At 39.4% G+C, this 20,992-nt stretch carries 20 protein-coding genes and 2 pseudogenes; 15 read left to right on the plus strand and 7 right to left on the minus strand.

Going from position 1 to position 20,992, the window contains the following annotated elements; translation table 11 throughout:
* Positions 1–14 precede the first annotated feature (14 nt).
* The 3 genes from NYE53_RS02875 to NYE53_RS02885 all read left to right on the plus strand — a co-directional run bounded on the left by NYE53_RS02875 (position 15) and on the right by NYE53_RS02885 (position 2,743).
* A complete protein-coding gene (locus NYE53_RS02875) occupies positions 15–1,313 on the plus strand; it encodes an MFS transporter (RefSeq protein ID WP_339248485.1) in 1,299 nt (432 codons plus the stop codon).
* A gap of 223 nt (positions 1,314–1,536) precedes the next feature.
* Positions 1,537–1,911 (plus strand): hypothetical protein, encoded by a 375-nt coding sequence (locus NYE53_RS02880; protein WP_339247140.1) that lies wholly within the window; start codon positions 1,537–1,539, stop codon positions 1,909–1,911.
* 238 nt (positions 1,912–2,149) lie between these two features.
* Positions 2,150–2,743 (plus strand): YdeI family protein, encoded by a 594-nt coding sequence (locus NYE53_RS02885; RefSeq protein WP_339247143.1) that lies wholly within the window; start codon positions 2,150–2,152, stop codon positions 2,741–2,743.
* 350 nt (positions 2,744–3,093) lie between these two features.
* Here the strand turns inward: NYE53_RS02885 and NYE53_RS02890 are convergent, their stop codons facing one another.
* Entirely contained in the window at positions 3,094–3,753 is a 660-nt protein-coding gene (locus NYE53_RS02890) for a hypothetical protein (RefSeq protein WP_339247146.1), read from the minus strand.
* Positions 3,754–3,977: 224 nt separating this feature from the next.
* Here NYE53_RS02890 and NYE53_RS02895 point away from each other — a divergent pair, with 224 nt between their 5' ends.
* Complete coding sequence (locus NYE53_RS02895; RefSeq protein WP_339247147.1) at positions 3,978–4,583, plus strand: rRNA adenine N-6-methyltransferase family protein; 606 nt, start codon at positions 3,978–3,980, stop codon at positions 4,581–4,583.
* A pseudogene (locus NYE53_RS02900) lies at positions 4,558–5,021 on the plus strand (response regulator transcription factor); the annotation flags it as partial. The gene NYE53_RS02895 and the pseudogene NYE53_RS02900, both read left to right, overlap by 26 nt.
* 334 nt (positions 5,022–5,355) lie before the next feature.
* Here the strand turns inward: NYE53_RS02900 and NYE53_RS02905 are convergent.
* Positions 5,356–6,246 carry a LysR family transcriptional regulator gene (locus NYE53_RS02905; RefSeq protein WP_339247149.1) on the minus strand — a complete coding sequence of 297 codons (891 nt, stop codon included), beginning with the start codon at positions 6,244–6,246 and terminating at the stop codon, positions 5,356–5,358.
* Between the two features lie 168 nt (positions 6,247–6,414).
* On the opposite strand from NYE53_RS02905, the gene fumC reads away from it, so the two are divergent.
* Positions 6,415–7,803: a class II fumarate hydratase gene (gene fumC / locus NYE53_RS02910; protein WP_339247150.1), complete on the plus strand. Its 1,389-nt coding sequence runs from the start codon at positions 6,415–6,417 to the stop codon at positions 7,801–7,803.
* Positions 7,804–8,377: 574 nt separating this feature from the next.
* On the opposite strand, the gene NYE53_RS02915 is transcribed toward fumC, so the two are convergent.
* The gene (locus NYE53_RS02915) at positions 8,378–9,139 is read right to left on the minus strand and encodes an MBL fold metallo-hydrolase (RefSeq protein ID WP_339247153.1); all 762 of its coding nucleotides are present in this window, start codon (positions 9,137–9,139) and stop codon (positions 8,378–8,380) included.
* Between the two features lie 239 nt (positions 9,140–9,378).
* Here NYE53_RS02915 and NYE53_RS02920 point away from each other — a divergent pair, with 239 nt between their 5' ends.
* Positions 9,379–9,789, plus strand: a complete 411-nt coding sequence (locus tag NYE53_RS02920; RefSeq protein ID WP_133953623.1) for an Lrp/AsnC family transcriptional regulator — start codon at positions 9,379–9,381, stop codon at positions 9,787–9,789.
* Positions 9,790–9,913: 124 nt separating this feature from the next.
* Here NYE53_RS02920 and NYE53_RS02925 read toward each other — a convergent pair whose 3' ends face one another.
* Complete coding sequence (locus tag NYE53_RS02925) at positions 9,914–10,777, minus strand: DMT family transporter (protein WP_021481672.1); 864 nt, start codon at positions 10,775–10,777, stop codon at positions 9,914–9,916.
* Positions 10,778–10,931: 154 nt separating this feature from the next.
* Here NYE53_RS02925 and NYE53_RS02930 point away from each other — a divergent pair, with 154 nt between their 5' ends.
* Entirely contained in the window at positions 10,932–12,323 is a 1,392-nt protein-coding gene (locus tag NYE53_RS02930; RefSeq protein WP_339247155.1) for a PLP-dependent aminotransferase family protein, read from the plus strand.
* Between the two features lie 195 nt (positions 12,324–12,518).
* Positions 12,519–12,944: a MaoC family dehydratase gene (locus tag NYE53_RS02935; protein WP_339247157.1), complete on the plus strand. Its 426-nt coding sequence runs from the start codon at positions 12,519–12,521 to the stop codon at positions 12,942–12,944.
* Positions 12,945–12,996: 52 nt separating this feature from the next.
* Here NYE53_RS02935 and NYE53_RS02940 read toward each other — a convergent pair whose 3' ends face one another.
* Both NYE53_RS02940 and NYE53_RS02945 read right to left on the minus strand, forming a co-directional pair.
* Positions 12,997–13,569, minus strand: coding sequence for an alpha/beta hydrolase (locus NYE53_RS02940; RefSeq protein ID WP_339247158.1), 573 nt, complete (start codon positions 13,567–13,569; stop codon positions 12,997–12,999).
* 82 nt (positions 13,570–13,651) lie between these two features.
* Complete coding sequence (locus NYE53_RS02945; RefSeq protein ID WP_339247161.1) at positions 13,652–13,981, minus strand: winged helix-turn-helix transcriptional regulator; 330 nt, start codon at positions 13,979–13,981, stop codon at positions 13,652–13,654.
* 254 nt (positions 13,982–14,235) lie between these two features.
* On the opposite strand from NYE53_RS02945, the gene NYE53_RS02950 reads away from it, so the two are divergent.
* Positions 14,236–15,108 (plus strand): YitT family protein, encoded by an 873-nt coding sequence (locus NYE53_RS02950; protein ID WP_021481667.1) that lies wholly within the window; start codon positions 14,236–14,238, stop codon positions 15,106–15,108.
* 171 nt (positions 15,109–15,279) lie between these two features.
* Here the strand turns inward: NYE53_RS02950 and NYE53_RS02955 are convergent, their stop codons facing one another.
* Positions 15,280–16,467, minus strand: coding sequence for an MFS transporter (locus NYE53_RS02955; protein WP_339247162.1), 1,188 nt, complete (start codon positions 16,465–16,467; stop codon positions 15,280–15,282).
* A gap of 206 nt (positions 16,468–16,673) precedes the next feature.
* Here NYE53_RS02955 and NYE53_RS02960 point away from each other — a divergent pair, with 206 nt between their 5' ends.
* The 5 genes and pseudogenes from NYE53_RS02960 (at position 16,674) to NYE53_RS02980 (ending at position 20,972) form a co-directional block, all read left to right on the plus strand.
* The gene (locus tag NYE53_RS02960) at positions 16,674–17,270 is read left to right on the plus strand and encodes a TetR/AcrR family transcriptional regulator (protein WP_015715300.1); all 597 of its coding nucleotides are present in this window, start codon (positions 16,674–16,676) and stop codon (positions 17,268–17,270) included.
* A 761-nt stretch (positions 17,271–18,031) separates the two neighbouring features.
* Positions 18,032–18,367 carry a metal-responsive transcriptional regulator AseR gene (gene aseR, locus NYE53_RS02965; RefSeq protein WP_015482851.1) on the plus strand — a complete coding sequence of 112 codons (336 nt, stop codon included), beginning with the start codon at positions 18,032–18,034 and terminating at the stop codon, positions 18,365–18,367.
* Positions 18,368–18,379: 12 nt separating this feature from the next.
* Positions 18,380–19,687 carry an arsenic transporter gene (locus NYE53_RS02970; RefSeq protein ID WP_339247165.1) on the plus strand — a complete coding sequence of 436 codons (1,308 nt, stop codon included), beginning with the start codon at positions 18,380–18,382 and terminating at the stop codon, positions 19,685–19,687.
* A 58-nt stretch (positions 19,688–19,745) separates the two neighbouring features.
* Positions 19,746–19,992, plus strand: a pseudogene (locus tag NYE53_RS02975) (hypothetical protein).
* Positions 19,993–20,180: 188 nt separating this feature from the next.
* Positions 20,181–20,972, plus strand: coding sequence for a GNAT family N-acetyltransferase (locus NYE53_RS02980; protein ID WP_339247167.1), 792 nt, complete (start codon positions 20,181–20,183; stop codon positions 20,970–20,972).
* Positions 20,973–20,992: the final 20 nt, after the last annotated feature.

Genomic DNA, 20,992 nt, shown 5'->3' on the forward strand with positions numbered 1-20,992 from the left:
GAAAGGAAGGTCAGATGATGTTAGACAAGGACAGCGTAAAAGCAATAGATGTTCAAACTGCTTCATTACAAAGCTACATCAGTTCACCAGAAAAACAAAAATCGTTATACAAGCGTACATTGTTCGTTGTGAGTATCTCACAAATTTTTGGCGGTGCGGGGCTGGCGGCAGGAGTGACTGTCGGTGCGCTTATTGCACAGCAAATGCTTGGCACTGATGCGTTTGCTGGTCTGCCTTCTGCTTTATTTACTTTAGGGTCAGCAGGATCTGCATTAATTGTTGGAAGACTTTCTCAACGTTATGGCCGTCGAACAGGTCTTTCAGCTGGCTTTATGATTGGCGGACTTGGAGCAATAGGCGTTATTATGGCAGCAATCATAAATAGTATTTTCTTGTTATTTATTTCATTGCTTATTTACGGTGCAGGAACAGCCACAAATTTACAAGCCCGTTATGCTGGTACAGACTTAGCAAATCGTAAGCAGCGAGCGACTGCTGTTAGTATTACGATGGTTTTTACTACATTTGGCGCAGTGGCAGGTCCAAGCTTAGTGAATGTGATGGGGGATTTCGCTCTTTCTATTGGTGTTCCATCACTTGCTGGCCCTTTCATTTTAGCCGCAGCAGCATATATTTTAGCAGGTGTGGTCCTTTTCATTATGCTTCGTCCAGATCCATTAGTTATAGCAAGAACAATAGAAGCGGCAAATGAAGAGCCGGGTGATACAGGACATTTGGCGGCAGCTGAGCATTCAGAAAACAAAAAAGGCATAATCGTTGGGGCAACGGTTATGGTTCTTACTCAAATTGTAATGGTAGCTATTATGACAATGACACCGGTCCATATGAGACATCATGGGCATGACTTGGGTGCAGTCGGTCTTGTTATTGGTTTTCATATAGGTGCTATGTATCTCCCTTCACTCGTTACAGGTGTTCTTGTAGATAGGTTGGGACGTACCGCAATGGCCATTTCCTCTGGAACAACGTTGCTTTTGGCAGGTGTAATAGCAGCGTTTGCTCCGGGAGATTCTATGGTTCTTCTCGTCATTGCTCTTTCTTTACTGGGATTAGGGTGGAATTTTGGTTTGATAAGCGGGACTGCCCTTATTGTAGATTCAACTGATTCTGCCACACGAGCTAAAACGCAGGGGACAGTGGATGTTCTGATTGCGTTGTCAGGAGCTGCTGGCGGGGCATTATCTGGAATGATTGTGGCAGGTTCAAGTTACCTAGCATTATCACTTACTGGAGGGGTTTTGTCCTTATTACTCATTCCAGTGGTGGTATGGTCTAGGGCCGCTAAAGGGTAGGATTGTTTAGTTTACATTAATTTGTTATATTGTTAGATAAAGTCTATTGCATCGTCTAATATTCTAACGAACTATAGTTGCTCCATTAAATCTATTATAAAGATTTGACCAGGATTCCTTATAGCTGTGTCACTCACTGCATATTCTTTAATTGAATCACATAAAATGGTTATCGGATTTGAAAAAGGCAGGATTACTCGCTTTAGGTAAAGGAGTCATAACGTTGTTAAAAAGGTTTTCTCTTGTTTTTGTTACACTAATGATGTCTATCGTTGTTGTTTTAGCGGCCGCTAAAGAGTCGCCTGGAGATCATGTCATCTCATTTGATGAACCTCTTATCTTGATGATCTCAATTGGGATCGTTGTATTTTTATTTATCCCTCCATTAGTCATGTCCTTTTTTGGCAATTTGGTTGTAAGAATAATATCTGGTGTATACCAATGTTTTATCGTTTTCACTTTTCTGGGGCTCATTCCAATTGGTTTTCTTATTCCCAATGGCTTTTTGACAATTCTAGTTTCTACTGCAGGAACTTTAGTCAGTATAGCTAGTGTTGCCGTAACCTTATGCATTGGCAAGAATAAAAAAGATATATAATAATCGAATTGTTATTTTTTCAGATTGTCAGTGAAATAATTATACAAAAAGAGAAGGCTTGTGGGCCTTCTTTTTTTTTGTTGTTGCATCATCCCTACTTTAAGCTTAATCTATTGAATAATAAGAGAAGGAACCTATAGAAGAATAAAATAAATACCGAGATGTCAAAAATAAAACTGGACTTCATTATTGTCAATTCACGTAAATGTAAAAAGCTTGGAAAGAGAGGAATTCCTTCATGACAAATAGCAGAACGAATCCGAAGGTTGATGAATTTTTAAGTAAAACCAAAAAGTGGAAGGAAGAATTTGAGAAGTTGAGAACCATCATTCTTGACTGTGAGCTGACTGAAGATTTTAAGTGGATGCATCCTTGTTACACATACAATAATAAAAATGTCGTTTTAATACATGGGTTTAAAGAATATTGTGCGCTTCTGTTTCACAAAGGTGCCCTATTACAGGATGCCCATGGAATTCTCATTCAACAAACGGAGAATGTACAGGCGGCGCGCCAGATTCGGTTTACAAATGTTCAGGAAATAAATGAGCTAGAAAACATTTTGAAAGCCTATATTCACGAAGCCATTGAAGTTGAAAAAGCCGGTTTGAAAGTGGATGTTAACAAAAATATTGAATTGAACATTCCTGAAGAACTTCAAAATAAATTCGATGAAATCCCTGCCTTGAAAACTGCTTTTGAAGCATTGACCCCGGGACGGCAAAGAGCGTACACTCTTTATTTTTCTCAAGCCAAACAATCCAAAACCCGAGAATCGAGAGTCGAAAAATATGTGCAAAAAATTCTCGATGGAAAGGGATTAAAGGATTAGGCGCCAAGGTTCAGGCTAAAGGAATAGCATCATAGCGTAATAAGATCCTTTCTATAGAAGAAAAACAAGCATAGTAAGATGCTTGTTTTTTCTTAGGACAACATTCACTTACTGCTGAAATGCTTCTTTTGATTAACATTGTATGCCACTAGCAGCGCTATAAAATATTAATGCAACACCTAGAAATAGCTCATCGGTACGGCTCATCACATTTAGAATGCCTCCAACTGATAGGAGAACTAATAGAACCGGAAGATTTTTAGCAAGTTACTACACTCCAAACTTTGTTTTTGTATTAATATACCTTATTAACCATTGTATTTAGTCAGGTACAGACAAACGAATACTGATTAATGAATCATCATGATATCAATGAGCCGCTTGATTTTTTCATTGTTACCTGTATCAACATACACTGTTTTTCTGTTTTTTATGATATTCTCAGTCACTTCCCTCATGACGCCTTTTTCTACATCATCAGCAGAATCCCATCGTAAAGGCACATTATATACATGAATCGTGCCATCCCCATTGCCATGATAAGTGACTGATCCATCCACTAAACGAGAGCCAGCTAACTGGGTTACATCTTCTGGATAGCTGGCACTTGTATCATCATTAGGATTAATTGGCTCGCCAGCCGAAATATGTCGAACATTTAATTCATCTATCTCTTGATTAGGTCCGAGTTGAAGCCAAACTCTGGCATATTCGATTTTTTCCGAAGAGTATGCTGCCAATACATTGTCTTCTTTGCTTTTCTCTTCTGCTGAAGAGGTATCATTTGCAGCTTTTGTTGCGGATTCTTCTGATTCTGTTATTGGCTCCGCTTCATCCTTGCGTATTTTGGTGCTCTCTTCAGGCTCAGTGTGTTTTTCGTCAGATTGTACAGCAGAAGCTTGATTTGAAGGTTGTTGTGCTTCTCCATTCTTACTGTCCGTACATCCAGCAAGCAAAATCATAAGCAGCAGGGCAGTATTGCAATAACATATCTTTCTGCGTTTCTTCATTTTTTCATTCCTCTCTATTAATTCAGGTCAGCTTCATATATAAGTTTATGTATCTAAATATTACCATGGAATAGATAGGATGATATTGAAAACCGTTTAAGAAGAGGAAACGATCTTGAATAGCATCGCGAAAACTTAAGAATTCTTAAGAAGTTTTGCCCCTTTTTCTTCAGGTTTTGAATGTAAAGTGGGATATAAAAGCAAAACAAATGGAGAGATTAGATATGAAACGTCTGTTATTCTTATTTCAGTATATAGTGAATCCGAGAACTGTTGGTGCGATCCTTCCTAGTTCAAGGTATCTTGGAGATAAAATGGTGAAAGGAATTGATTTCAAGAAGGCTGCATACATTGTCGAATACGGGCCGGGTACGGGTGCATTCACAAAAAAACTGCTTGAAAAACGAAGACCTGAGACGACTATTTTATTAGTGGAGCAAAATGAAGAATTTTATTTCCTATTGAAAGAGACATTTAAAGACGAAAAGAATGTATTTATTGTAAATGGATCTGCAGAAAATAGCAGCCAGTATGCAGAGGATTATGGTATGCCTTATATAGACTATGTGATATCCGGCCTTCCCTTTGCAAGCTTGCCAAAAACGGTTTCAGCCAACATTTTATTAGATACCGCAAAAATTTTAAAAAGAGATGGTGAATTCATTACTTTTCAATACACTACGTTGAAAAAACCGTTTTTTGAACAGTTTTTTACCAAAATAGATGTAAAAAGAGAGCTTAGAAATGTACCGCCGGCTTATGTCTTTAGCTGCTCAATGCCGCAAAATGATTTGGAGGAATTATATGGAGTCGAACGTTCTTATTGTTGATGATGACAAAGACATTAGAAATCTCATCTCTGTTTATTTAGAAAATGAAGGCCTGCACACTCAAAAGGCTAAAGACGCAATCGAAGCTTTAAGCATGCTGGAACAAAAAGAATTTGACCTCATGATTTTGGATATTATGATGCCCAACATGGATGGAATTGAAGCATGTATGAAGATTAGGCAAGAACGAAATCTGCCTATTATCATGCTTTCTGCAAAATCGGAGGATATGGATAAAATTCAGGGACTTGCCGCGATTATTTATCAAAACCGTTTAACCCATTAGAATTAATCGCCAGGGTCAAATCTCAGTTAAGAAGATATAAAAAATACAATACTGATACAAGCAGCACGAAGAACATCATTGAAATTGGTGACTTGACCGTAAATACAGATACACGGCAAGTATGGGTGCGGGGCCGGGAAGTGAGGCTAACCCAGCTGCCGTAGGGTTAAAATACCGTGTTTACATTTTAACTGTCGTTATTACGAATATTCCCCTATTGATTTTTTCTAGCTTTATTGTCATTAACTTTAGCGAGTCGTTAGCGGGTACTGTTTTGGTTATCGTATCATTTGTTTTGATTTCAGTCGTATCTATTAAAATGTGGAACAGCCTTAAACAGAAGCAAAACACATAGGGGGATAAACTTTAAGTTGTAGATGATGTGATGTTCTGGATATGAAAGGAGATACCATGCAAAACTGGTATCTTTTTTATGTGAGTTTTCCGTAATAACCTTTATATTTCATATATGACAGTTAGTTGATACTATATCGAATCAATTTGAGGAAACTGATTGATGATATATTGCTTGAAGTTTTCGGTGACAGGTGGTAGATATTTCCCTTCAATCCAAGAGATACCGACTGTACGCTCAAACCTTGGCCAACTAATCCGAACCTTTGCGATATTTGTTTGGTCTAACCCTTTAAAATCAGGAAGAATTGAAACACCAAGACCCGCTGCCACAAAACCTGCGATTGTAGCAGCTTCCTCACCTTCAAATACAATGTTTGGGTTAATATTAACCTGTTCAAATATATGATCTATTGTTACTCGAAGAGCGAAACCTTCCTTCATTAGCACAAAAGGCTCATTAGCTATTTCGTTTAACGTAATATCCTCACGAGTAGCTAACACTTGATTTTTGGGCAAAAATAAAAAGAGCTCCTCCTTCCATAAGGGTTTCCACATTATATTTGATTCGACTGGAAAAGAAGCAAGCAGGCAAAGATCTAGTTCACCTGATTTTAGTTTATCTAAAAGCTGATTAGAGTGAGACTGGTTTAGTTGGAAATGAACATTTGGGTATTGATTCTTAAATGCTCCAATTAAATTTGGAACGATAGTCGTACCCAGAGTATGTAAAAAGCCTAAAGACACTTCACCTTGATCTGGTTTTAAAAGGGATTGAATTTCTTCCTTTCCTTCAGTAAATTCTTTAATTATGGAATCGACCCTCTTTAGGAATCTTTCCCCATATTTATTTAATTTTATGGACCGGCCTTGTCTATCAAAAAGCGGAACACCTAATTGATTTTCTAACCTAACAATAGATCGAGAAAGTGCTGGCTGTGTAATTGATAACGTTTCAGCAGCTTTCGTTACATGCTGTATACGAGCAAGAGTTTGGAAGTACTCTAATTGTTCCCATTCCATTAAAAAAATCCTCCTTTTTTATAATTCATTACATGAAGGAATTAAAATCATATTTATTATGCATTATACATCATAATTTATGAGTGTTATGATAAATTCATCAACAAAATATATAAACTCTTATATAAATTTTAAACTAATTATGTGTTCAGAAGGAGGACTATTTTAATGAACTATCGAATTGAAAAAGATACTTTTGGAGAAATAAAGGTGCCTGCTGATAAGTTTTGGGGAGCGCAAACACAACGTAGTAAAGAGAACTTCAAGATAGGTTCTGAAAAAATGCCAAAACGTATTGTTAAAGCTTTTGCTATATTGAAGCGCAGTACAGCGATTGCTAATAATCGTTTAGGGAATTTGGATAGTAAAAAAACAGAGGTTATTACCGCAGTTTGTGATGAAATTCTTGAAGGTAAATATGATGACAATTTTCCACTCGTTGTTTGGCAGACGGGAAGCGGTACACAAAGCAATATGAATGTTAACGAAGTTATAGCAAACCTTGCAACACTTTTATTAAAAGAGAAAGGCTCTACACAAACTATACACCCAAATGATGATGTCAATCGCAGTCAAAGCTCGAATGACACTTTCCCAACAGCGATGCATGTTGCAGGTGTATTAGCTATCTATGAACAATTAGTTCCTGCACTTGATCAACTTCGGAACACATTAGATGAAAAAGCAAAAAAATTCAATGACATTGTAAAAATAGGTCGTACACATCTTCAAGATGCTACCCCTCTTACCCTTGGACAAGAAATTATCGGTTGGGTATATATGATTGATCGTTCGAAAGAAATGATATTGGAAGCAACTGAAAAAATGCGTGAACTTGCTATCGGGGGTACGGCAGTAGGGACAGGTATTAATGCACATCCACAGTTTGGAGAAGTTGTCTCAGAGGAAATCTCGAAGTTTACAGGCCAACAGTTTAAAAGTTCACCTAATAAGTTCCATGCCTTAACTAGTCATGATGAAATAACGTATGTACATGGTGCTATGAAGGCATTAGCTGCTGACTTAATGAAAATTGCGAACGATGTTAGATGGCTTGCAAGCGGTCCTCGCTGTGGGATCGGGGAAATTTCAATCCCGGAAAATGAGCCTGGCAGCTCCATTATGCCAGGTAAAGTTAACCCTACTCAATGTGAAGCCCTTACCATGATTGCGGCTCAAATTATGGGGAATGATGCAACTATTGGTTTTGCTTCAAGTCAGGGCAACTTTGAACTAAATGTATTTAAACCAGTTATTATCTATAACTTCCTTCAATCCGTGCAGCTACTGAGTGATGGAATAAAATCTTTCCATGATCATTGTGCGGTTGGTATTGAACCTAATGATAAAACCATTAAAGAAAATCTTTCTGGGTCTTTAATGCTTGTTACAGCATTGAATCCTTATATAGGATATGAAAATGCTGCGAAAATTGCTAAGTTTGCTCATAAAGAAGGCTTAACGTTAAAAGAGGCTGCTGTCCAACTCGAACTATTAACGGAAGAACAATTTGATGAGATGGTTAAACCAGAAAATATGGTGAAACCAAACATGTAAATCTTTTGAAATAAAAAACTAGTTACTAATCAGTAACTAGTTTTTTATAATTGTGATGAAACCATGAAGGTGTTCTTACTTCTATATAAGATTTTAATCGATGAAAGAAGCTTGTATGTTACTATGATTGGGTAGTTACATAAACGTGACACCAATAACCAATCGGATAATGCTTTAGACCAAGCCATTGCTTGATCACGAAGTAGGGATAGACGCCAAACTGACGAAAGAATGTCATAGATAGCAACATGAGATCTCTATTCAATCATTTTACCGTCTTCAATACGCAAAAGACACCGGCAACTGGAGTTCTGTATGCTTCCAAAACAATCGGCTGCAATGTCATCTTCAGCTCTATCGCTTTAATTGGCATTTAAAATCCGGGAAAAGCATCAAAGTTTTTCTTTTCAGATTCTATTAAACCATCTACACTCGGAAACGGTGTATCTAATTGCGGGGTAGAATACAAAGTCTTTTTAAGGCACTATACTTCAATCGTTTCAAAAAAAGCGACGCACTCATTCTGTATTGTTCTCACCGGATATTATAACCCTACCCGTCATTAAATAAGCATTTAAAATGAGTATGATTCGCCATCATCAGGCACTAACACATGAGAGGAGATTCCTTTTTCATGAATAAAGGATTTTAATTCTTCTCTTGATAAACCCCAATGGTTGACAGCTTCCATGTGGCTCACGATGATTTTTGCTTTTGCTGCAGCCTTATACGTTTCATAGATATCTTCTTTACCCATGACGAGAGAACCGCCTTCATAGAATTGATTATCTCCGCCGTTCACTACAACGATTTCCGGCTGGTGTGTATCAATCTCTTCTTGAATCGCATCATACCAGACTGTATCTCCAGCTACATATAACGTTTTCTCACTTTTGTGTTTGAACACAACGCCGCATACAAGGCCTGCGAGTTTTAAAATGTCTCCTCTTCCGTGTTCGCCTTTTGTTTTAATAAGCTGAATCCCTTCAAAGACCGTATCTTTTGTTAAAACTTCGACATTTTTGAATCCGGCATTTCGTATTTCTGTTGCGTCTTCTTCATTTTGGGAGAACAGCTTGATATCTTTTGGCAATACCTCTTTAGCTGCCTCATCCCAATGGTCGAGGTGTAGATGGGTAACAATAACAGCATCGATATCGTTAATAATATGGTCAACAGAGGCTGGCAATTCAACCAAAGGATTGTTTTGATCCTGTCTTGGGGCATTTGGGAATGGGGGATAAGCACCCTTCTCAGCTAACATTGGGTCTATTAAAAACGTTTTGCCCGCATATTCGACAACAAGTGTGGCATTACGAATTTGCTGAATGTTCATGTGTAAAACTCCTTTTCTTTAATATCTGTATAGTGTACAGACAGCACCTGAATAAATACATGGAAAAAATCAAGTCTTTCTGTCGATTGACTTGATTTTTGAAAGTATGTAATTTATTTTGTATAAATTGTCATTAAGGCAGAATCAGATTAATTAAATGAAACAAATGTTAAAGCAATGTGCAGGACTGCACCTTTTTAGAGAGATGATGAACAGAAAGATTTTAGAAGGGATTTGATTTGTTGGATTACACAGACATGCAAATATTAGAGGAGTTATCTCAAAATAGCCGTATTACGATGAAAGAATTAGGTGATAAAGTTCATTTAACAGGGCAAGCAGCAGCCTCAAGGGTTGCCAAATTAGAAGACAACGGCGTTATAGAGGGATATACAATTAAAGTGAACCAAGTGAAATTAGGGTATTATATACATGCTTTGCTTAATATCTATACAAAAAGCACCCATCATCAGCCATACCTGTCATTTATCAAAACACAAAAGAAATATGTCATGAATAATTATAAAATCAGCGGGGATGGCTGTTATCTTTTAGAATGCAGATTTCCGTCTAATGAAGCATTAGATCAATTTTTAGTGGAATTAAATAAGCATGTCAATTATAAATTATCGATTGTGATTAACAAGTAGGAAAAACCTTTTCACTTCTTTATGTGAGGTTCAAGTCCTCTCGGTAGCATGAAAAATACCAAGAGCCGCAGACTCTTGGTATTTTTCATGCTTTCATTTATTTTACTCATCCGGCCGATCTGCCTTACTTTGCAAATCTCCGAGCTGCTGCAACGCACATGATAACGGCGATATTCACTGCTACGAGTGCCCAGCCCACTTTCTCGTGCAGAATCACTGAGGCAAGCAGCAGCCCAAAAAAAGGCTGGAGAAGCTGGAGCTGCCCAACCGCCGCAATTCCGCCTTGGGCAAGACCGCGATACCAGAACACAAAGCCGATCAGCATGCTGAATAAGGATACATATGCAAGACTGAGCAGTGCGGGAACGCCGATCGCCGACCATGAGTCCGGCGTAAAAAAGAACGACAATGGCAGCATAAGAGGAAGCGACAGAACGAGTGCCCATGAGATTACCTGCCAATTCCCCAGACGCCGTGAAAGCCTTGCCCCTTCTGCATAACCGAGACCGCATACGACAATAGAAGCCAGCATGTACGCGTCGCCAAGCGGGGATGAACCTCCCCCCTGAATGAGGGCGAAACCTGCTACTAACAAGCTGCCAACGGTTGAGAAAATCCAGAAGACGGGCCGAGGGCGTTCACCCCCGCGCAGTACGCCGAAGACCGCCGTTGCGAGTGGAAGAAGTCCAATGAAGACAATGGCGTGTGCGGAAGTGACATGCTGAAGCGCTAAAGCTGTCAGCAACGGGAAACCAATCACTACGCCAAACGCTACCACTAATAATGAAATGAGGTCTCTTTTGGAAGGATGCTGCTGCCGGAAGATGAGAAGGAGACCTCCCGCCAGTACACCAGCTATCGCAGCGCGGCATACGGTGAGGAACAGCGGATCGAAGTCCGACACAGCCAAACGGGTCGCAGGCAGCGAGCCGCTGAAAATGAGTACGCCTATAAAACCATTTATCCAGCCATTTGTTCGTTTGTTCATTACAATCACTCCACATATCTTTCTTGTTCATTGTCTGTATTTTCTTAACAAAACCAGTAGCTAAGGATTACAATGACTATAAACTGGAATTGGCCTTTTATAAACAGCCAGTTTTCATAAAAAAATGCATACCAGTTAGGAGAACAACGCGCAAATGGATATCACGCCTTTTTTGGATAGAAATCTGGATATTCCGCTTTATCAGCAGCTTTATCGATATTTTAAAGAAAATATGCATCGGGGCCGTATTCAAAAAGGAATGAAGCTTCCTTCAAAAAGACTCCTGGCGAATCAGCTTTCCATCAGCCAAACGACTGTAGAGCGTGCCTATGAACAGCTCGCTGCTGAGGGCTATATTGTGAGCAAGCCAAGAAGCGGGTGGTTTGCTGATTATTATGATTCAGATTTTGCTTATGATAGAATGCCAAGCACAACACCCATTCAACAAGAAGCAGAAGAAAATAAACAATCGATTGATTTTCATTATGGGAATGTAGATTCTTCTTACTTCCCTTTTTCCGCATGGCGAAAAAGCATGGTCAATAGCTTAGACCAATATGGACACGAGCTTTATCGGCCGGGACATGTTTTAGGAGAGTTTGAGCTGAGAACACTTATTGCAGAGTACCTGTATCAATCTCGGGGTGTTCATTGCGGCCCTGAACAAGTGATTATAGGTGCCGGGAACCCTATTCTGCTGCAAATCTTGTGCCAAGTTTTTGAGCCGAATATTTCTATAGGGTATGAGGATCCTGGTTATCCGAGAGCACGCAAGATTTTTGAAGCCAATCGCATGAAGATTGTTCCAATACCAGTTGATGATGAAGGGATCTCTATACAGAAGATCAAAGAACAGCAGCCAAATCTTGTATATGTCACACCTTCCCATCAATTTACGCTGGGAACAATCATGACGATCAATAGAAGAATTCAGCTCCTCAAATGGGCGGCTGAAAATCAATCCTTTATCATAGAGGATGACTATGACGGGGAATTTAGGTACACAGGACAGCCGGTTCCTTCTCTGCAGGGGCTTGATCAGCATAACCGCGTCATTTATATGGGCACTTTTTCTAAGTCTCTTTTGCCCTCGCTGCGTATCAGTTATATGATTCTTCCTTTGCCTCTTTTAAAAAAAGGCCATGAAATCACGTCCTTATATAAGCAGACAGTGTCCTGCCACAGTCAGCTAACGCTAGCTGAATTTATAAAAAATGGAGAGTGGCAAAAACACATCAACAGAATGAGAAAACTTTACCGCAAAAAAAGAGCCATTGTATTAGAGGCAGTGCAAAGGGAATTAGGAGAGCATGTCAGAATTCGTGGAGAAAACTCTGGGCTTCGTATCTTACTAGACGTTTATTTGCCATTTGGTGAAAAAGAGTTAATTGAGAAGGCGAAAAAACATGGAGTAAAAATTTATCCTGTTTCTCTTTCTTATCAACATCATCCTCCTGCAAAAACGGTCTCGCTCGGGTTTGCAGGGGTTTCTGAATCCGACATAAGAGAAGGCATAAAAAAACTGAAGGCTGCCTGGAAGATATGAGGGAGCTTTCAGTTTAGCAAAATGGCCAAGTGACGGAACTAAGTGTTGAGAGCTGTTCAATATTTTTTAAGTATATGATGAGTGCCAGCAGTCCAGCCCACGATATGTCTGTTTAGCGAAAAACAGAATTTTTTATTTGCTCCTCACAGTGCTAAAATAAACAAAATAGACAATTGAAAAAATAGAGGTGTAAGAATGAAGTTAGATGAGTTTACAATTGGACAGGTATTCAAAACGAAATCATTAAAAATAACAAAAGATGATATTATGCGGTTTGCGGGTGAATTTGACCCTCAGTATATGCATGTAGATGAAGAAAAAGCGAGTAAAGGCAGATTTAATGGAATTATCGCTTCCGGCATACAAACACTGGCCATATCTTTTAAACTTTGGATTGAAGAAGGTTTCTATGGAGACGATATTATAGCCGGAACAGAGATGAATCATATGACATTCATAAAACCCGTATATCCGGATGATGAATTGTTTACAATTGTTGAGGTTCTTGATAAGCAGCCGAAGAGAAATGAATTGGGAATACTCACAGTATTGCTATCTACTTATAATCAAAAAGAAGTAAAAGTGTTTGAAGGTGAGTTATCTGTATTGATCAAACGATAACTCAGAAAGCCCGCTTTTCGCGGGCTCGATTGAAGCAGATGGGTGAAAGATGTTAGCGAGTTTCCTTTGAAAAATAAGAGGTTAAAACATCATAAACAATAGGCAAAGAAGTAAATCCCTCATCTTCTAGAAAATGACCTCCGTGCTGAACTTCATATAACGCAGCATCAATTTGTTGTGCCAGATCCTTGCTGAATGAAAATGGAACAATTTGGTCGTTCTTAGAAGCAATGACAGCACGGTGCTTCGCGGACTCGATGATTTTTTGATGATCAAACGATCCCTGTGTAAATTCATCTAACATTTTTAAAGTGGGCAATGATTTGGCAAAGCCGGAAACAAGTATGATTCCGCCAAGCTGTTTTCGTAATTGAATATGTTCCAAAAATCTCAAAATGGCTGGGCACCCTAGGCTGTGTGCAACCAAATACGTATTTTCATGTAAAGTGTGCTGATAAAAAGAGAGTGTATCCAGCCAATCCTCAAGTCTTGGCTGGAGCGGATTAGGCATGTTTAAAATGTCTGCTTGGACCCCATCTGCGAGCAGACGTTTTTTCAGCCAAGGGAACCAATGATTTGTTGAGGAGGCTCTGTAGCCATGAATGATATAGACTTGTTTTGTCATTTTTTCCTCCACAAGAAGCATTTTCATTCAGTATAAAATTCCTCTCATTGGGAAACAAGTACGCACTTTTTTGTAAGTAGTTTTACATATGAGGCATTCCTTGTGCCATTCCCCACTTACACATTTCATCTATGAGGGGATACAAAGATCGCCCTCTGTCAGATAACGAATACTCTACTTTCAGTGGGGTTTGAGAAACCTCAGACCGATGAATAAGGCCGTCAGTTTGCAATTCCTTAAGCTGTGCGCTTAACATTTTATGGGTGATGAAGGGCATAGCCCTTTTCAGCTCGCCGTATCTCATCGTTTTTTCACACCCTAGCTCATAGAGAATTCTCATTTTCCATTTGCCCCCTATAAGAGATAAGGTGTATTCAAATGGGGCTTGTTTACTGCGGCACAGGTTATTCATTGTAATCAAACCTCCTTTTTTAAGTATCATATCAGAATAAATTAGGATTTTCGGTGTTGAAGTTTGAGGGCGATTCACGATCTGAAGTGAAAGGGGCCGCTTGCTCAACAGGCGGCACGGTACATGAATGTTCTAAGTCAAAGAGGGTTACCTTACTGTTAATTACTTTATTTAAAAAAACGGATGTTTTTAGCTGGAAATATCTATTATGGTATATTTAAATATAACGAAATATTTGAGAAATGAGGAATGGTATGAATACAACCAAAAAACATAAGAAATTTAAAGCGAAAATGATTTTCCAAATCATCATGGTTATCATTGGAGGAATCATAGCGGCGTATGGACTAGAAACAGTGCTCATTCCAAACAGTGTATCTGATGGAGGGGTGACGGGTCTTAGCATCGTTGGTTCACAGCTATTCAACTTGCCGCTGGGGATTTTGATTGCTGTGATCAACATTCCATTTGTCTGGTTAGGATATAAGCAAATTGGGAAAAGCTTTGCATTATTATCAATTATCGGAATCGTATCGCTTGCCGCGGGGACAAGCTTTTTCCACCACACACCCGCTATCATAGAAGGAGATACCCTGTTAATTACCGTTGTCGGCGGGATTATCCTTGGATTCGGAATGGGGCTGGCGCTGCGTAATGGCGGCGCATTAGATGGAATTGACATGCTTGCTGTGCTGCTATCCCGAAAACTGCCATTCGGAACGAGCGATCTCATTCTATTCTTAAACCTATTTGTGTTTATTTTTGTTTCCACAGTATTTGGCTTACAAGGGGCATTGCTTTCAGTCATTGCTTACTACATTGCATCCAAAGTGATTCATGTTGTGGAGGAAGGCTTAAGCGGTTCTAAAACCTTTCAAATTATTACAACCCAACCTGAATTAATGGTAGAGACAATACGTGATCAATTAGGCCGAAGCGCTACATATAAAGAAGCTTACGGTGGTTTTTCCCACGAGAAATTTAAAGAAATCACATGTGTCATCAACCGTTTAGAAGAAACCAAACTAAAGGAAATTATTAATGATATTGATAAATCCGCCTTTGTCACTGTATATGACGTAGCTGAAGTGAAGGGCAGCAATTTTAGAAATCTTAATCATCATTAAAAAATAGAATGACCTTTTTAACGGTAACTGACATGCCGCCGGTAAATGTAATCAAAAACACTTTTTGAGGGCTTGTGGGTGTCAGCGGTGAAGGTCTGAATCACAGAAATACCAAGGGCGTCAAAACCCTTGGTATTTTTTCTGCCAAAAATAAGCCATTTTGGTGAAAGATTATTTCTCTGTGATGAAATAAAGCAAAGCGATGACCGGAAAAGCGATTCCAATCCATAGTGCTGTACCCCATCCGCCTGAGGCATATGCCCATCCTCCAATTGATGACCCTATCGCACCGCCTAGAAAGAAGATCGCCATGAATAATCCGTTTAATCGACTGCGAATTTCAGGCGCCAACGAAAAAATGGCACGTTGACTGAGCACAAGGTTTGCAGATACACCCATATCTAACAGAATAGCTGCTGCCACTAGAACTGTTATACCGACGGGGGAGCTGCTCTGAATCATGAGCGGCAGTAATAAAGAGACAACGACAACACCGAGAGCTATTCCAGTGGCAAGCCTGGTTAAGCCTCGATCAGCCAGCCGGCCGCCTATTGGTGCAGCGACTGCACCCGCAATGCCAACCAATGCGTAGAGTGCTATTGCCTTCTGAGAAAAATGAAAACCAGGACCGGACAATAATAAAGGAACGGTAGTCCAGAACAAGCTGAAAGCTCCAAATACAAACGCATGATAGATGGCACGGCGGCGTAAGACTGGAGTCGTGCGCAGCAGCTTCCACATTGAACCGAGTAAGGCAGTATAGTTTGTATTTGCTGTTGGTTTTCTGGCAGGAAGCACTTTTGATAATACGATGGCCAGGATAACACTTACCACGGCGGACAAAGCGAATATTGCATTCCACCCCCAGATATCAGCGACTAGACTAGATATCGGACGGGAAAGCATAATACCGAGTAATAAGCCGCTCATGACATTGCCGACAACCCGGCCGCGTGCAGCGTCTGATGCAAGGTATGATGCAAATGGAACAAGCACTTGGGCTGCGATTGATCCCAATCCGACGAAAAACGCAGCTGCTAAAAACAGTATTCCATGCTTCACAAATGCTGTTAGTGTCAAAGCCGCTGCGCTTAGAAGGAGCGATACAACAATAAGTTTTTTGTTTTCGATGATATCTCCTAAAGGGACAAGAAATAGTAAGCCGGCAACGTATCCGATTTGGGTGAGTGTAACAATCAATCCAGCACTGCTTGGAGAAAGTCCAATTGCATTACTAATTAATCCGACCAAGGGTTGTGCATAGTAAAGATTAGCAACAATGATACCGCATGCAGTTGCGAGAAGAAGGGTTAAACTGGGTGAAATCCTCTGACCTGCTTGTTTGTTACTATTAGCCATAAGAATGAACTCCTTTTTAAGTGTTTTTTTGAGTGTAATGATGACTTCTCAACACAAGCAATTTTATAAACTGAACGTTCAGTTTTGTTGATTAATGAAAATAATAAACTAAACGTTCAGTTTTGTAAATGGATTTCTGTTTTCTTTTTTATTCAGGTTAAGTATACTGAACGTATAGTTTTGTATTTCGGGAAGGAATGATTCATGTGCAGAGTAAACGAGGGCGGCCGCGTGATGAAGGAACGCATAAGGCGATTCTCTCTGCAGCCTATGACCTATTGCTGGAAAAAGGCTTTGATGCGGTGACAGTCGATAAAATTGCAGAGCGTGCGAAAGTGAGTAAAGCAACGATTTATAAATGGTGGTCTAACAAAGCTGCCGTTATCATGGACAGCTTTCTTTCGACCGCGACGGACAGGCTGCCTGTGCCTGATACAGGGTCGTCAGTACAAGATATAGTAACCCACGCCACGAATTTAGCTAGGTTTTTGACAAGCAGGGAAGGAACCGTTATTAAGGAATTAATAGGTGCAGGGCAGTTGGATGAAAAATTGGCAGAAGAATATCGCACACGATTTTTCCAGCCTCGCCGCCTCCAAGCGAAAGGCCTTCTAGAAAAGGGAATTCAGAAAGGTGAATTAAGAGAGAATCTTGATATTGAAGTAAGCATAGATCTCATTTACGGACCAATTTTCTATCGTCTGCTTATAACAGGGGATGAGGTGAATGATTCCTATGTGCATGATTTGGTGATGAATGCGTTTAAGGGAGTTCAAGCTACCTCTGCTACAGAGAGTATGTAACTGATAAGAACTGCAAAAGCTACGGATTATATGACAAATTGGTTCCATCGTACAGTGAAATATAAGATTTTTGTTGCTGAGCGGAATCATCGAGGGAACTCTTATCGGATGTCGAAAAAGAAGTCATTCAATCGTGAATACATAACATCATATTATTACATTCCTTTTCATCGATTGGAACAAGGGTTCTATACTTCAATGGAATATCGCAAAGTTGGAGTATTTAAAGAACAGGAGAAAATCGATGGCCATTATGTAGGTGTCATGGCAATGGAAAAAATACTTGCAATGTAAACAGGCCTCTAAAGAGACCTGTTTTTTAATATCCAAAAGATTGTCTATTTTCATCTTGGGCTCTATGACCACTTCCATAACTGAAATAGTCTAATATTTATACCAGACTGGATTATGATTGAAAACACCCGGAATCCCATAATAAACTTGATTAAAATAGAAACGCATTCTTTAAAAATGGAGCAGCTTCGACAATGGATAAAGGTAAATAAGGCAGAGTTCTCATAAAGAGATTGATATTCATTGAATCAAAAATATTTGATGATCCAAATATCAGGGATTGTTTATATAAATAAAAGTTTATATAATGACGGGGGCGCTAAGGAAACGCGGGGAGCGACTCAGGTTTTCGTTTCGAAGTTTTGATTCTTAAGAGCGCTACATATGGAAACGTAAAGGGGAATGTATAATCATTTGGCGTGTATATAACGATTTGCTTATATATTGATTTGGGAAGGAGGAGCCATATGACGATTGATGTTGCGGCGATGACTCGCTGTTTAAAAACACTTAGTGATCAAACTAGGCTTATAATGATGAGATTATTTCTTGAAAAAGAATATTGTGTCTGTCAATTGGTTGATATGTTCGAAATGAGCCAGCCCGCCATAAGCCAGCATTTGCGTAAATTAAAAAACGCAGGGTTTGTGAATGAGGACAGAAGAGGCCAATGGCGTTATTATTCAATAAATGGTTCCTGTCCTGAGTTTGATACATTGCAATTGATCTTACATCAAATCGATCAGGAGGATGAATTGTTAAACCATATCAAACAAAAGAAAACTCAAGCGTGTTGCCAGTAAGGAGGCATTAGATTGACATCAATGATTTTGGCAGTATTCATCTTTTTATTAACTCTAGTATTGGTCATATGGCAGCCGAAAAATTTATCTATAGGGTGGTCAGCCTGTGGAGGCGCAGTGTTAGCGCTGATTGCAGGCGTTGTCAATTTTCATGATGTGTTAACTGTGACAGGGATTGTTTGGAATGCGACCTTAGCTTTTGTGGCCATCATACTGATATCGTTAATTCTTGATAATATCGGTTTCTTTGAATGGGCAGCGCTTCATATGGCTAAGGCTGCAAAAGGAAACGGTGTGCGGATGTTCGTTTATGTATCTCTATTAGGAGCTATTGTCGCCGCGTTATTTGCAAATGACGGTGCAGCTCTTATATTGACACCAATCGTATTAGCGATGGTCAGAGCTTTAAACTTCAATGAAAAATTAGTTTTTCCTTTTATCATTGCCAGCGGATTTATTGCGGATACCACTTCGCTTCCTTTAGTAGTGAGCAATTTGGTCAACATTGTTTCAGCGGACTATTTTCATATTACGTTTATTGATTATGCATCCAGAATGATTGTCCCGAACTTGTTCTCGTTACTGGCGAGTATCATTGTACTGTACCTTTTCTTCAGAAAAAGCATACCAAAACGCTATGATCTGACTGAGGTGAAAAAACCTGTTGAAGCAATTAAAGATCAAAACATGTTCAGACTGTCATGGTATATCTTAGGGCTGCTGTTAATTGGATATTTTGCAAGTGAATTTTTTTCTATCCCTGTATCAGTGGTAGCGGGCAGCATTGCGATCATTTTCTTAATCGCTGCGCAAAAGAGTCCGGCCGTCCATACAAAGAAAGTGGTGAAAGAGGCGCCATGGGCTATCGTATTCTTTTCAATTGGCATGTACGTTGTTGTGTATGGTGTCCGAAATGCCGGATTAACGAATGTCCTTTCAGATGTGATTCAAGCCGCAGCTGATCAAGGATTGTTTGCTGGGACAATTGGAATGGGCTTTATTGCGGCAATTCTTTCTTCCATTATGAATAACTTGCCGACTGTTATGATTGACGCATTGGCTATTGCCAGTACAGATACACATGGGATGATGAGAGAAGCGCTTATTTATGCAAATGTGATCGGTTCAGATTTAGGACCTAAAATAACACCGATTGGTTCCTTGGCGACATTATTATGGCTTCATGTTCTGTCGCAAAAAGGTTTGAAGATTTCCTGGGGCACGTATTTTAAAACAGGAATCATTCTCACAATACCCACTTTATTGATCACACTTGTCGGCCTGTATATTTGGCTGCTGGTGATCCATTCATGTTTCTAAAAGGACAAGGTCACTATATCAAGGAAAACAATGCACAGGTAACTCTTGCCGCAGTCAAATGGCTGAAGGGTGGGGGAGAAAATACCTTGGGGACAAGTGGAATGTGTACAGCGCAGGAATCGAATGTCATGGATGACATCTGAAAGCTGTCAAAGCTATGAAAGAAGCAGGGATTGATATTTCAAATCAAACATCGGATAAATTTGATGATCCGGCAAAAGCACACGGAACAGAAGAAGTGTTTCCAAAGGGTCCGTGATGAAATTGGTGACCGTTTAAAACAGTTTGCTGTAACTGGGGAATAAAGAATCGATATACTCAGCGTTTCCTTGGGTTTATATAATGCAATGTGTTGTTCAACAGGTGTCTGTGAGCTGAGTGCAGACATCTGTTTTTATTTGTCTGAGATCCGTAACAGGGAAGTTATTTAGCTGTTACAGAGGAAAATTGATTTTGTGAACAGAATCATGAAGGAGACGGGGTTTTAAAGGAGTTGTCTGTTTTGCAGGAATTAACAAAAGAAAAATACAGTAGCTTAAAAACAATGTTTGATGACAAATATTGTCCCACATTTGTCTATTCAATATTAGACCAAACCATTCCGGGAGCTGTTTATGCAGATGATCAAACCTTTCCTAAATCGTTTTTTATAGGAACTGAATCAGGCATTTATTTTATTGCGGGAGACCAAGGGAATCGGGATTTTCATGATTTCATTGCAGGATATTATGAAGAACAAGTGAAATCATCAAAACGATTTACCTTGTTTTCTTCCAGTGATACATGGGATAGCGTACTTAAACCCATACTGAAAGATGACTTGAACCAAATGAGAAGAGCTGCATTTTCTTATCAACCAAAATCTTTCAAAAAGACTTTGCAACTGCCAAAGGGTCTTGTATTGAGAAGAATAGACGAAGACATCATTTCACACAGCACAGCGTTTAACAGCGCGTATTATGAGGAGTATTGGGATTCTGTCTCACAGTTTGCTTCAAAAGGTTTTGGATTTGCCGTATTACATGGCAATCACGTAGTAAGTGAGTGTACCTCTATATTTTTAGGGCATAATCGAGCGGAAATGGATATCTATACACTTGAAGAATATAGAGGACTGGGGTTAGCTTATTGCGTAGCAAATAGGTTTATAGCGTTTTGTGTGGAAAATGGGATTGTTCCTAGCTGGGATTGTGATATCTGCAACAATTCGTCCATTGCATTAGCAGCTAAACTAGGGTTTAAGCCAGTAACTGAATACTCCATTTACTTTTCTGGAGAATCTTAATGAAGGAACCTTTAAAGGAG

Origin of the sequence: Bacillus sp. FSL R5-0523 (assembly GCF_037975295.1) — a bacterium.
In the GTDB taxonomy this organism is placed as follows: domain Bacteria; phylum Bacillota; class Bacilli; order Bacillales; family Bacillaceae; genus Bacillus; species Bacillus subtilis.

Excerpts from the sequence above, each read along its gene's own strand:
- NYE53_RS02875 (WP_339248485.1), top strand. The coding sequence starts at position 15 with ATGATGTTAGACAAGGACAGCGTAAAAGCAATAGATGTTCAAACTGCT.
- NYE53_RS02885 (WP_339247143.1), top strand. The coding sequence starts at position 2,150 with ATGACAAATAGCAGAACGAATCCGAAGGTTGATGAATTTTTAAGTAAA.
- NYE53_RS02890 (WP_339247146.1), bottom strand. The coding sequence starts at position 3,753 with ATGAAGAAACGCAGAAAGATATGTTATTGCAATACTGCCCTGCTGCTT.
- NYE53_RS02895 (WP_339247147.1), top strand. The coding sequence starts at position 3,978 with ATGAAACGTCTGTTATTCTTATTTCAGTATATAGTGAATCCGAGAACT.
- NYE53_RS02905 (WP_339247149.1), bottom strand. The coding sequence starts at position 6,246 with ATGGAATGGGAACAATTAGAGTACTTCCAAACTCTTGCTCGTATACAG.
- fumC (WP_339247150.1), top strand. The coding sequence starts at position 6,415 with ATGAACTATCGAATTGAAAAAGATACTTTTGGAGAAATAAAGGTGCCT.
- NYE53_RS02915 (WP_339247153.1), bottom strand. The coding sequence starts at position 9,139 with ATGAACATTCAGCAAATTCGTAATGCCACACTTGTTGTCGAATATGCG.
- NYE53_RS02925 (WP_021481672.1), bottom strand. The coding sequence starts at position 10,777 with ATGAACAAACGAACAAATGGCTGGATAAATGGTTTTATAGGCGTACTC.
- NYE53_RS02930 (WP_339247155.1), top strand. The coding sequence starts at position 10,932 with ATGGATATCACGCCTTTTTTGGATAGAAATCTGGATATTCCGCTTTAT.
- NYE53_RS02935 (WP_339247157.1), top strand. The coding sequence starts at position 12,519 with ATGAAGTTAGATGAGTTTACAATTGGACAGGTATTCAAAACGAAATCA.
- NYE53_RS02940 (WP_339247158.1), bottom strand. The coding sequence starts at position 13,569 with ATGACAAAACAAGTCTATATCATTCATGGCTACAGAGCCTCCTCAACA.
- NYE53_RS02945 (WP_339247161.1), bottom strand. The coding sequence starts at position 13,981 with ATGAATAACCTGTGCCGCAGTAAACAAGCCCCATTTGAATACACCTTA.
- NYE53_RS02950 (WP_021481667.1), top strand. The coding sequence starts at position 14,236 with ATGAATACAACCAAAAAACATAAGAAATTTAAAGCGAAAATGATTTTC.
- NYE53_RS02955 (WP_339247162.1), bottom strand. The coding sequence starts at position 16,467 with ATGGCTAATAGTAACAAACAAGCAGGTCAGAGGATTTCACCCAGTTTA.
- aseR (WP_015482851.1), top strand. The coding sequence starts at position 18,032 with ATGACGATTGATGTTGCGGCGATGACTCGCTGTTTAAAAACACTTAGT.